The organism is Streptomyces sp. NPDC101132 (assembly GCF_044759225.1).
Taxonomy (GTDB): domain Bacteria; phylum Actinomycetota; class Actinomycetes; order Streptomycetales; family Streptomycetaceae; genus Streptomyces.
Genome location: NZ_JBIVYX010000011.1, coordinates 22,149 through 33,642, shown reverse-complemented (window position 1 = coordinate 33,642; position 11,494 = coordinate 22,149). Strand labels below are relative to the sequence as shown.

General features: G+C 73.8%; 9 protein-coding genes and 4 tRNA genes. 10 read left to right on the top strand and 3 right to left on the bottom strand.

Features of this window, described 5'->3' with window-relative positions; translation table 11 throughout:
• The first annotated feature begins 33 nt into the window (after positions 1-33).
• Entirely contained in the window at positions 34-816 is a 783-nt protein-coding gene (locus ACIQUR_RS24595; protein WP_403668023.1) for a DsbA family protein, read from the top strand.
• Positions 817-818: 2 nt separating this feature from the next.
• Entirely contained in the window at positions 819-1,664 is an 846-nt protein-coding gene (locus ACIQUR_RS24590; protein ID WP_403668020.1) for a cytochrome c biogenesis CcdA family protein, read from the top strand.
• Positions 1,665-1,736: 72 nt separating this feature from the next.
• Here the strand turns inward: ACIQUR_RS24590 and ACIQUR_RS24585 are convergent.
• From ACIQUR_RS24585 to ACIQUR_RS24575, 3 genes are all read right to left on the bottom strand, one after another.
• A tRNA-Phe gene (locus ACIQUR_RS24585) sits at positions 1,737-1,813 on the bottom strand.
• 54 nt (positions 1,814-1,867) lie between these two features.
• A tRNA-Asp gene (locus tag ACIQUR_RS24580) sits at positions 1,868-1,941 on the bottom strand.
• Between the two features lie 37 nt (positions 1,942-1,978).
• A tRNA-Glu gene (locus tag ACIQUR_RS24575) sits at positions 1,979-2,051 on the bottom strand.
• Positions 2,052-2,176: 125 nt separating this feature from the next.
• On the opposite strand from ACIQUR_RS24575, the gene ACIQUR_RS24570 reads away from it, so the two are divergent.
• The 8 genes from ACIQUR_RS24570 to ACIQUR_RS24535 all read left to right on the top strand — a co-directional run bounded on the left by ACIQUR_RS24570 (position 2,177) and on the right by ACIQUR_RS24535 (position 11,478).
• A complete protein-coding gene (locus tag ACIQUR_RS24570; RefSeq protein ID WP_399944519.1) occupies positions 2,177-2,527 on the top strand; it encodes a metallopeptidase family protein in 351 nt (116 codons plus the stop codon).
• A complete protein-coding gene (locus tag ACIQUR_RS24565) occupies positions 2,524-3,015 on the top strand; it encodes a fluoride efflux transporter FluC (RefSeq protein WP_403668017.1) in 492 nt (163 codons plus the stop codon). The genes ACIQUR_RS24570 and ACIQUR_RS24565 overlap by 4 nt, the downstream gene beginning before the upstream one ends.
• On the top strand, positions 3,012-3,401 hold the full coding sequence (gene crcB / locus ACIQUR_RS24560) for a fluoride efflux transporter CrcB (RefSeq protein WP_403668014.1): 390 nt from the start codon (positions 3,012-3,014) through the stop codon (positions 3,399-3,401). The genes ACIQUR_RS24565 and crcB overlap by 4 nt, the downstream gene beginning before the upstream one ends.
• Positions 3,402-3,507: 106 nt before the next feature.
• A complete protein-coding gene (locus ACIQUR_RS24555) occupies positions 3,508-4,092 on the top strand; it encodes a hypothetical protein (RefSeq protein ID WP_403668011.1) in 585 nt (194 codons plus the stop codon).
• A gap of 195 nt (positions 4,093-4,287) precedes the next feature.
• Complete coding sequence (locus ACIQUR_RS24550) at positions 4,288-6,519, top strand: DEAD/DEAH box helicase (RefSeq protein WP_403668008.1); 2,232 nt, start codon at positions 4,288-4,290, stop codon at positions 6,517-6,519.
• 240 nt (positions 6,520-6,759) lie between these two features.
• On the top strand, positions 6,760-9,756 hold the full coding sequence (locus ACIQUR_RS24545; protein WP_403668005.1) for an FG-GAP-like repeat-containing protein: 2,997 nt from the start codon (positions 6,760-6,762) through the stop codon (positions 9,754-9,756).
• A gap of 31 nt (positions 9,757-9,787) precedes the next feature.
• The gene (locus ACIQUR_RS24540) at positions 9,788-11,335 is read left to right on the top strand and encodes an FG-GAP-like repeat-containing protein (protein ID WP_403668001.1); all 1,548 of its coding nucleotides are present in this window, start codon (positions 9,788-9,790) and stop codon (positions 11,333-11,335) included.
• Positions 11,336-11,405: 70 nt separating this feature from the next.
• Positions 11,406-11,478: transfer RNA gene (locus ACIQUR_RS24535), tRNA-Lys, on the top strand.
• The last annotated feature ends 16 nt before the right edge of the window (positions 11,479-11,494 follow it).

Sequence of the window (11,494 nt, the reverse complement as noted above, 5' to 3'; positions counted from 1 at the left end):
ATCATCCCCTCGCGAAAGGCCCGAGCCCCCCGCATGCCCTCTCCCGCCGCCAAGCCGCTGCTGATCTCCGCCGGGGTCGCGCTCGCCGCCGTCACCCTGGGTCTGGTCTCCTGGCAGGCCACCGAGCGCACGGAAGGGTCCGCCGAGGGCCCCGCCGCCTCCGCCTCCGCCCCGGCCACCGCCGGCGGCGAGCAGCCCTCCCCCCAGACCCGGGAGCTGCTGAAGCTGGCGCGCCGGGACCGGGCCGACGGCCTGGCCCAGGGCAGCGTCACCGCGCCGGTCGTGATGATCGAGTACGCCGACTTCAAGTGCGGGTACTGCGGGAAGTTCGCCCGGGACACCGAGCCGGAGCTGGTCCGCAAGTACGTGGAGGACGGCACCCTGCGCATCGAGTGGCGCAACTACCCGATCTTCGGTGCCGACTCCGAGGCCGCGGCCAAGGCGGCCTGGGCGGCCGGCCGGCAGGGCCGCTTCTGGCAGTTCCACGCGGCGGCCTACGCCGAGGGCAGCAAGGAGAAGGGCTTCGGCGACGCCCGCCTGGTGGAGCTGGCGGAGCAGGCCGGGGTCCCCGACCTGGACCGCTTCTCGGCGGACATGAAGGGGGAGGCCGCCCAGCTGGCCCTGCAGAAGGACCAGGACGAGGCGTACCGCCTCGGGGTGTCCTCCACCCCCTCCTTCCTGATCGGCGGGCACCCGGTCGCGGGCGCCCAGTCGGCGGAGGCCTTCGTCCAGGCCATCGAGAAGGCGAAGGCGGAGGCGGCGCGCCAGTCGGCCGTCGGACAGCAGGAGAACGCCAAGCCGGGCACCGCGGAGTAGTCGTGGAGATCGGCTACCTGGCCGCCTTCCTCGGCGGTCTGCTCGCGCTGCTCTCGCCGTGCAGCGCCCTGCTGCTGCCGGCCTTCTTCGCGTACTCGATCGACTCCGCCTCGCGCCTGCTGGCGCGGACCGGGATCTTCTACGCCGGCCTGGCCACCACCCTCGTGCCGCTGGGCGCCGCCGGCTCCTTCGCCGGGCGCTTCTTCCACGGCCACCGCGACCAGCTGGTCCTCTTCGGCGGCTGGCTGATCGTCGCGCTGGGCCTCGCCCAGATCCTCGGCCTCGGCTTCGCCCCGCGCCGCCTGGCGGAGCTGTCGGGGAGGATCCGCCCCACCACCGCCGTCTCCGTGTACGCGCTGGGCGCCGTCTACGGGCTGGCCGGGTTCTGCGCCGGCCCGATCCTGGGCAGCGTGCTGACGGTGGCCGCGGTCAGCGGCAGTCCGGTCTACGGCGGTCTGCTGCTCGCCGTCTACGCGCTCGGGATGGCCGTACCGCTCTTCCTGCTGGCCCTGCTCTGGGAGCGGTTCGAGCTCGGGCGGCGGCGCTGGCTGCGCGGGCGGACCCTGTCGGCGGGGCGGTTCCGGCTGCACACCACCTCGCTGCTGTCCGGGCTGTTCTTCATCGTGCTGGGCGCGCTGTTCCTGGCGTACGACGGGGCGAGCGCCCTGCCCGGGCTGCTGGACGTGGACGACTCGTACGCCGTGGAGCAGGGGGTGCGCGGCTTCGCGGACGCGGTGCCGGACTGGCTGCTGCTGGGCGTCGTGGCGGCCGGCGCGCTCGTGGTGGGTCTGGTGCGCTGGCGGCGGGCGGCCCGTGCCGGGGCCGCTGCCGGCTCCCGGGGGGAGTAGCCCGTTGACCGGTTCCCCTCCGGGGGAGTCCGGGCAACGCGAAAGGCCCCGTCCGGGGACGGGGCCTTCCAGTGGTGGCTGGGGCCGGGGTCGAACCGGCGACCTATCGCTTTTCAGGCGATCGCTCGTACCAACTGAGCTACCCAGCCTAGGGGTCTCCCCAGCTCGAAGAGCGAGGGGAAGAGGACTCTTGCGAGCCTCAGCGATCCTGACGGGACTTGAACCCGCGACCTCCACCTTGACAGGGTGGCGAGCTAACCAACTGCTCCACAGGACCATGTTTGTACGAGATTACTCTCGCACAGGGTACAGCGTGCCCCCAACGGGATTCGAACCCGTGCTACCGCCTTGAAAGGGCGGCGTCCTGGGCCACTAGACGATGAGGGCTAAGGGCCCACCTGGGCGCTTCTCAGCGCGTCGGGGACGTGAGAAGCATATGGGATGGGAGGAGGTATCGCCAAAACGGTTTCCCCCGAGGGGGGAACGGCCGGTCCGCGGGGGAGAATGGCGGGGTGCTGGAGATGACGCGTGAGGAGTTCGAGGAGCTCGTCGCGGAGGCCCTGGACCGGATCCCGCCGGAGCTCACCCGGCTGATGGACAACGTCGCCGTGTTCGTCGAGGACGAGCCGCCGGCCGACGACCCCGAGCTGCTCGGCCTGTACGAGGGCACCCCGCTGACCGACCGCGGCGAGTGGTACGCCGGGGTGCTGCCCGACCGCATCACGATCTACCGGAACCCGACGCTGCGGATCTGCGAGACGCGCGAGGACGTGGTCGAGGAGACCGAGGTGACCGTCGTCCACGAGATCGCCCACCACTTCGGCATCGACGACGACCGGCTGCACGCCCTGGGGTACGGGTGACCCGGCCCGTACCGGGTGCGGAGGCCATCGACCCGGACGTCGACCTGCACGTGCCGGCCCACCGGGCCGAGCGGCTCGGCCCGGTGCTGGCCGTCGTGGCCGCGGGTGGTGCGCTGGGGGCGCTCGCACGGTACGCGGTGGCGCTCGCCTGGCCCGCCGCGCCGGGGGCCTTCCCCTGGGGGACCTTCGGGGTCAACGTCCTGGGGTGCGCGCTGATCGGGGTGCTGATGGCGCTGGTCGGTGAGGGGGGCCGGCGGGCGCACCCGCTGGTGCGGCCGTTCCTGGGCGTGGGGGTGCTCGGGGGGTTCACCACCTTCTCGACCTATGCCCTGGAGTTCTCGCGGCTGCTGGACGCGGGCGGGGCGGGCACGGCGCTGGCCTACGCGGGGGCGACCCTGGGCGGGGCGCTCGGCGCGGTGTGGCTCGCGGCCTCCGTGACGCGGCTGCTGGTGCGGCGGTGGCCGTCGGCTCCGGCGGTGCGGCCGTGAGCGCCGGGGCCGGGACCTGGGTGCTGGTCGCGGTGGGCGGGGCGGTGGGGGCGCCGCTGCGCTATCTGACGGACCGTGCGGTGCAGGCCAGGCACGATTCGGTGTTCCCCTGGGGCACGTTCACGGTGAACGCCGTGGGGTCGCTGGTGCTGGGGGTGCTGACCGGGGCGGTGCTCGCGGGGCGGGCCGGCGGTGCGCTCCAGGCGCTGCTGGGCACCGGGCTGTGCGGGGCGCTCACGACGTACTCGACCTTCTCGTACGAGACCCTGCGGCTCGCGGAGCGCGGGTGGCGGTTCCTCGCGGCGGCGAACGCGGCGGCTTCGGTGCTGGTGGCGCTGGGCGGCGTACACCTCGGGCTGGAGCTGGCGGAGCAGCTGGCGGCGTAGGGGCGGCGCGGGGTGCGGGGCGTATGTGCGTCCGTACGCGTGTCCCTGACGGGGTGACGGGAGTTGGGCACATTGACCCGCCTGACCCCCGTTCCGGAGGTGCGCCGTGCGCCAGTTCCCCACTCCCGTACGACTGGTCGTCGCCGCCCTCGCGGTCGCGGCGTCCGCGGGCTGCATGAGTGTGGGCGACGACTCGGGCGGGCCCGCGCCGAAGTCGTCCGCCGACCGGCGCGAGGCGGCGGCCGAGCCGGACGGCGGTGCCGGGTACGGGCAGGGCGGCCGGGGTCGGGGCGCGGGGCACTCCGGGAAGGGCGGCAAGGAGGCCGACGGCGGCAAGGCCGCCGAGGACGGCAAGGTTCCGGCCGGCGCGACCCCCAGCCCGGGTGCCGGGGCCTCGGCGGGCGCGGGTGCGGGCGCGGCGGGCGGTGCGGGGGCGCCCGGCGGCGCGACCCCGTCCGGCTCGGCCGGGCCCGGGCCCGGTACGGGGAGCCAGGAGCCGGAGCCGGGGGGCGGCAGCGGCGGTGCCGAGCCCACGCCGACGGTCGAGACGCCGCCGCCGAGCCCGGACCCGGAGCCGTCCCCGGAGCCCAGCTCGCCCGAGCCGTCGTCGGAGAGCCAGCCCCAGGCGGCGGCGGAACGCTCTGTTCCGCTGGCGGAGCCGGCGGCATCGCCGCAGGTCGCGCCCGCATGAGTCAGATCAAGTTGCCATCAGGGGGGTGAGGTGCGTATGGTTATAGATCGTTTGATCCCATTGCCCGGCGCCGAACCCGAAGAGCGCCGTGTGGCGCGTACTCTCCCTTGCCGTGGCTGACCGCATTGAGGCGGTCGTTTTGCGATTCACGGAGTTTGGGCGCGTGCCGAGACTCCGGAAGGTTTTCGCATTCGCATGTCCATTTCCAGTTCTGACCGTGCCGTCATGCCCGAGAACGACTCGGTGGAGGCCGTCGAGACCCACGAGACCGTAGAGGTCGACGCGGTCATCGAGGCCTACGAGGCCGACGTCGCCGACGTGACGGTCGAAGAGGTCTCCGACGAGACCGCCGAGCCCACCATCACCTTCGCGGACCTCGGTCTGCCGGAGGGCGTCGTGCGCAAGCTCGGCCAGAACGGCGTCACGACCCCCTTCCCGATCCAGGCCGCGACCATCCCGGACGCGCTGGCGGGCAAGGACATCCTCGGCCGCGGCCGCACCGGCTCCGGCAAGACCCTCTCCTTCGGCCTCCCGCTGCTGGCGACCCTCGCGGGCGGCCAGACCGAGCGGAAGAAGCCGCGCGGCGTCATCCTCACCCCGACGCGTGAGCTCGCGATGCAGGTCGCGGACGCCCTCCAGCCCTACGGCGACGTGCTCGGCCTGAAGATGAAGGTCGTCTGCGGCGGTACGTCCATGGGCAACCAGATCTACGCCCTGGAGCGCGGCGTCGACATCCTCGTCGCCACCCCGGGCCGCCTGCGCGACGTCATCAACCGCGGCGCCTGCTCCCTGGAGCAGGTCCAGGTCGCCGTCCTCGACGAGGCCGACCAGATGGCCGACCTGGGCTTCCTGCCCGAGGTCACCGAGCTGCTCGACCAGATCCCGACCGGCGGCCAGCGTCTGCTCTTCTCCGCGACGCTGGAGAACGAGATCGACACGCTGGTCAAGCGCTACCTGGTGAACCCGATCACGCACGAGGTCGACCCGTCGGCCGGCGCGGTCACCACCATGACCCACCACGTCCTCGTCGTGAAGCCGAAGGACAAGGCCCCGGTCACCGCCGCCATCGCCGCCCGCAAGGGCCGCACCATCATCTTCGTCCGCACCCAGCTGGGCGCCGACCGCGTCGCCGAGCAGCTGCGCGACGCCGGTGTGAAGGCGGACGCGCTGCACGGCGGCATGACCCAGGGCGCCCGTACCCGGACCCTGGCCGACTTCAAGGACGGTTACGTCAACGTCCTGGTCGCCACCGACGTCGCCGCCCGCGGCATCCACGTCGACGGCATCGACCTGGTCCTGAACGTGGACCCGGCCGGTGACCACAAGGACTACCTGCACCGCTCGGGCCGTACCGCCCGTGCCGGCCGCTCCGGCGTCGTGGTCTCCCTGGCCCTGCCGCACCAGCGCCGCCAGATCTTCCGCCTGATGGAGGACGCGGGCGTCGACGCCTCGCGCCACATCGTCGGCGGCGCCGGCGCCTTCGACCCCGAGGTCGCCGAGATCACCGGAGCCCGGTCGCTGACCGAGGTCCAGGCCGACTCCGCCAACAACGCCGCCAAGCAGGCCGAGCGCGAGGTCGCCGACCTCACCCGCCAGCTGGAGCGCGTCACCAAGCGCGCCGCCGAGCTGCGCGAGGAGGCCGAGCGCCTGGTCGCCCGTGCCGCCCGCGAGCGCGGCGAGGACCCGGAGGCCGCGGTGGCCGAGGCCGCCGAGGCGGCCGAGGCCGAGCTGGCGGCGGCCGTCGCCGAGCAGCCGGCGGTCGAGGAGCGCGAGCGCCGCGACGAGCGCGGCAACTTCGAGCGCCGCAACGACCGGGGCTTCGAGCGTCGTGACGACCGCGGTGACCGTGGCGGCTTCCGCCGTGACGACCGGGGCGACCGCGGTGGCTTCCGCCGTGACGACCGCGGTGACCGGGGCGACCGTGGCGGCTTCAACCGTGACCGCAACGACCGTGGCGGCTTCGAGCGTCGTGACGACCGCGGTGACCGTGGCGGCTTCCGCCGTGACGACCGCGGCGACCGCGGTGGCTTCAACCGTGACCGCAACGACCGCGGTGGCTTCGAGCGCCGTGACGACCGCGGTGGCTTCAACCGCGACCGCAACGACCGCGGCGGCTTCGAGCGCCGTGACGACCGCGGTGGCTTCAACCGTGACCGCAACGACCGTGGCGGCTTCGAGCGCCGTGACGACCGTGGCGGCTTCAACCGCGACCGCGGCGACCGCGGCGGCTTCGAGCGCCGTGACCACCGTGGCGGCAGCGACCGTCCGTTCAACCGCGACCGCCGCGACGACCGTCCCTCGGGCGGCTTCCGCTCCGGCGGCGGCGACCGCCCGTACGGCCGCCGCGACGACCACCGCCCCTCCGGCTCCGGCTCCTTCGGCGGCGGCCGCCGCGACGACAAGCCCCGCTGGAAGCGCAACGGCTGATCCGCAGCCCGGCTGACCGACTGACGGACAGGGCCCGTACGACACCCCGGTGTCGCACGGGCCCTGTCCGCGTTTTGAACGGGCTCGAAACGACCTTCTGCCCGGACATACGCGCTGGTAGGCTCCCCGGACTTGCAGTGGGGGGCTACGGCAAGACCCCGGCGCTCGCCGGGCACCGCGTGTGGGGGGAGACCTGCGCGGCCCGTCTCCCCACGTGTCCACATCCGGGGGAGGAACCCGTTGTTCCGTCTGCGTACCGCCGCGGCCGTCACGGCCCTGGCGGCCTTGGTCACCACCGTCCCGCTCACCACAGCCCCGGCCGTCGCCGCCGCGCCCGGCCCGCCCGCCGAACTCGTCGTACCGCCACGCCTCTACGGGGACGCTCCGGCGGCACAGCTCCGGGCCGTCGGGTCGACGGGCTTCCTCCGCGGTGGCGACCGCGGCATGGTGTGGACCCGCTACGACGGCACGGACGGCACGCCCGTCGACCTCCGGGGCGCGACGAGCGTCTACGGCACGGGCACGGACGTCGTCGGGTTCGCCTACCCGGGCCCGGCGGGCACGCCCGGGCGGATCGTCCTGCGGGACATGACCAGCGGTGCGGAGGAGACCCTTACGGTGCCCGCCGGGCAACGGCTCCTGGGCGTCTTCGACCGCGGCCTGCTCACCGAGGTCGGCATCGACACCCGCAGGAACGTCCTCCACCGCATCACGCTGGAGGACGGGGTGCAGAAGGACGTGCCCGTGAGCGGCCTGCCCGACACGGATTCCATGGTCAGGGGCGTCAACGGCCACGGGGCGCTGCTCCACGTGCGGCAGACGGACGGGACCCGCTGGCTGGCCTGGCTGGACGACCGGGGCACGGCGCACCGCCTGGACGCACCGTCCGGCACGGGGACGTACTTCGCACTGCGCGGGGACTGGGTGATCAGCTGGGCCGGCAGCGACATCCGGGTCCTGGACACGCGGGACCTGACCAAGCCCGCGCGGGTGGTCCCGGAGATCCCCGACACCGTGAACGCCGTCGGCGTGGCCGGCGGCGAGCTCCTGATGGCCGTCAAGGGACCGCGGGTCGTGGCCGTACCGCTGGCGGGCGGCGGTTCCCCGCGCACCCTCTTCACCAACGCGGGGCCTGCGGTGGCCGGCAACGACGGACGCGTGCTCGTGCCCCGGCGGGGCGACGGTCCGGACGTCTCGGTCCAGGAGCTGGTCGCGGACGCCGCGGGCAAGGCGGTGCCCGGCCGCTCGTGGCGGGTGCCGCCCGTCGCCATGGACGTCGTACGGATGACGCTGGAGAACGGGCGGCTCCACACCGCCGGTTCCCTCCCGTGGACCGGCCGCACCCAGACGCTGAGCCGGCTCGACCTCCTGGCGGACGGGGAGCTGAAGCCCGGTCAGTGGGAGGACCGCGAGACGCAAGAGGGGCTCGTCCCCGCCTGCACTCCGGCGGACTGCCCCGAGCTCCTGGCGCCGGGTGACGGACGGCTCGTCACCGCCGACGGGTACACGCTCAGGCTGAAGGAGCCGGACGGCCGGCGGGAGAGCCGTTCCGAGGACGGCGTGGAGATCGACCCGCGGAGCGTCCGGGCCGTCGCCGGGCACGCCGCCTACGCCGTGAGCGCGCCGTTCCTCAACGAGATCCGGTCCGTGGACCTGGACGCCTTCGGCGGCTGGACCGGGAGGATCAAGGCGGCCTCCGGCCAGCCCTTCGCCCTCGCGGGCGCGGTCCTGTGGACCGCCGACTGGTCGGACACCGTCAAGGCGGTGGACCTGCGCACCGGGAAGACCCTGGCGGCGCGGGTGCCGCTCGGCCACTGCGGACTGGAGGAGCTGGACGCCCGGGGCACCTCCCTCTACTGGAAGTGCGCCGGGGCCGCCGGGGTGTACGACACGGCCACCAGGACGTCGGTGCGGCTGCCGGCACACCGCAGCGCCCGCCTGGGCGACGGGTTCATCGGGTGGGAGCAGGGCGGGGTCCTGAAGCTCACCGACCTGCGCGGCGGCACCGGGACCCGGACCATCGGCCGGCCGGCCCGGATCCAGCCCGGCCAGGGCTGGTCGGTGGACGCCTCCGCAGGCCTGATCGCGTACGCGGACGCCGCGGGCGCCGTGCACGTCGTGCCGTCCGGGGTGCCGGCGGCGCCGCTGTCGGTCCTCGACGCCAAGGCCGCGAGCCACTTCGAGTGGTCCGGGAGCCCGGAGCAGCGGGTCTTCTCGTGGTGGCTGAGCCGGCCGGCCGCCGGCTGGAGGCTGACGATCCGCAGCAAGACCACGGGTGCGGTGGTCCGCACGTACGACGGGGGTGCGGCGCGTTCGCTGGTCCGGGTGCTGTGGGACGGCCAGGACACCTCCGGCCGGCTCGTCCGGAACGGCACGTACACGTGGACGCTGACCGCCACGCCCGCCGACGGGCAGGGGCCGGCCCTCACCGCCACCGGGTCGACCACGCTCTCCTACGCGGCCGAGGTCCGACGGGACCACGCCGGACAGGACGGGCTCGGAGACCTGCTGACCCTGAACTCCTCCGGCGGCCTCACCTTCCACCGCGGCAACGGTGCCGGAGGCTTCGCCGGAAAGCTCTCCGGGGCGGGCTGGCCGCTGACGTCGCGACCGGTACCCTTCGGGGACCTGGACGGCGACCGGTGCAACGACCTGCTGGTCCGCAACGCGGCCGGCGAGTTGCGCGCGTACCTGCCCTGGTGCGGGCAGGCGGTGACGCCGGCCACGCGCTCGCGTGCCATCGGCACCGGCTGGGGCCAGTACGACGTGCTGACCTCGCCCGGGGACCTGACCGGTGACGGGCGGGCGGACCTGGTGGTCCGGAAGACCTCGACCGGCGACGTGTACCTGTACGCGGCGAACGGCACCGGCGCCTTCAGGCCCGCGGTCCGCATCCAGCTCAACTGGAAGCTGTACCGCTCCGTCTTCGGCGCGGGCGACCTCAACGGCGACGGCGTCGGCGACCTGCTGGCCGTGGACGGCAACAACGCCGTCTGGCGGTACGACGGCGTGGCCACCGGCACGGTGAAGCCGCGCGTCCGGGTGAAGGACAACGGCTGGGCGGCGGGCCGCAACGCCTTCGTCGGCGTCGGCGACGTCACCGGCGACGGCCGCCCGGACGTGGTCTCCCGCAACGCCGCGGGCGACCTCCTGCTGAACAAGGGCACGAGCACGGCGGGCCTCTCCGCCACGACGAGGATCACCACCGGCTTCGGTGCGTACAAGGGACTGTTCTGACATGCACGACCGTGAGGGAAGAGAGGCGCGCGTGCGCGCACGAGTGAAGCGGCTGGGCGCGGCGGGAGTGACCGCGGTGGCCCTGGTCGCCGGCCTCCTGTCGGGCGCGGGCCCGGCGGGGGCCGCGGAGCCGGTGATGCCGGGCTGGCTCGTTCCGCTGATGAGCCAGGAGGTGGGTGACGGGCGCGCGAGGTACTGCTCCGCCGTGCAGGTCGGCCCCGGCCGCGTCGCGGCGGCACCCGGCTGCTTCACCGGGCGAGAGTCCGAGAAGCACATGCTGGCGTGGTTCGGGTCGGACGACGGCGACTGGGAGGGGGCCACGTACTACCCGCGCTACCGGATCCATCCGCAGTACGACCCCGCCACCGGCCGCGCGGCGTTCGCCGTGGCGCAGGCAGGCGAGTACGAGCGCACGGCGCCGGTGCTCGCCTCCGCTGCCGACGGCGCCCTCTACGCCGCGGGCACCCAGGCGTCCTTCTTCTCCTGGACGGGGTCCGACCCGGCCGAGATCCGCACGCCGCATACCGAGCGGGCGGTCGTGAAGTCGGCCGCCGACTGCGCGGCCCTGCTGGGCCGGCCGCTCGCGTCGGGCACCCTGTGCACCTCGCCCGCCCCCGGTGCCGCCGAGGTGCCACGGTCCGAGCGGTGCGTGGGCGACGCGGGCGGCGCGCTGGTGGCGGGCGGCAAGGTCATCGGGATCTCCGCGACGCCGAGTACGGGCTGCGCCTCGTCCCGGGTGCGTCTGTACACGAGTGTGCGTGCCCACCGTTCGACGCTCGTGGAGTGGGGGCGCGACAGCGAGATCCGCACTTTCGGCGACCAGGCGGGTGGGGTGGTGGCCCGCGAGGGGACGTCCTTCCAGGGGCTCGTCGACTTCTGCGGCACCTCGAACCGCCGGAGCCGTGACTGCGGCGTGGACAGCAACGGTTCCACCGAGGACTACGCGAAGGCGTTCCCGCTGCTGACCGCGCTCGGCGACGCCGACGGGGACGGCATCGGCGAGCTGCTGGCACGGCGTACCGACGGAAACCTGTACCGGATGGAGCCGATCTTCTGCTCTTCCCTGTCCTCGTGCGGCAAGGTGCTCCTCGGCTCGAACTTCGGCATCTACAACACCCTCCTCGCCCCCCGCGACCTCTCCGGCGACGGTTACAACGACCTCGTCGGGCGGGACTCCGCGGGGGTGCTGTGGCTGCACCGCGGGACCGCCGACGGGAAGTTCCCCTCGCGGGCGCGGATCGGCAGCGGTTGGGGGCAGTACACCGCCATCGCCGGGCGGGGCGACTACTCGGGTGACGGCCGGTCGGATCTGGTGGCCCGGGACTCCGCCGGGACGCTCTGGCTGTTCCGCGGGAACGGGGCCGGCGGGTTCTCCGGGGCGACCCGGATCGGCGGTGGCTGGAACGCGTACAACGCCGTCGTCGGCAGCGGCGACATCGACGCCGACGGCCGCCAGGACATCGTGACGCGTACGCCGGCGGGCGCGGCGTACGTCTACAACGCGGACGGCAAGGGCAACTTCCTGCCCCGCAAGCAGTGGGCCACGACCCAGTGGAAGAACTACCTCCGCATCGGCTGACGCAGCTCACCCCTGATAGTCGATCGGCTGACCGGCGGTGTCCGGCTATGCTCAGGGGTGAGCACGCCGTGGGCCATTAGCTCAATTGGCAGAGCAGCGGACTTTTAATCCGTTGGTTGTCGGTTCGAGTCCGACATGGCCTACCGCTCGGCGGTCCCT

Coding starts and splice junctions, on each gene's coding strand:
- ACIQUR_RS24595 (WP_403668023.1), top strand. CDS start 34: ATGCCCTCTCCCGCCGCCAAGCCGCTGCTGATCTCCGCCGGGGTCGCG.
- ACIQUR_RS24550 (WP_403668008.1), top strand. CDS start 4,288: ATGTCCATTTCCAGTTCTGACCGTGCCGTCATGCCCGAGAACGACTCG.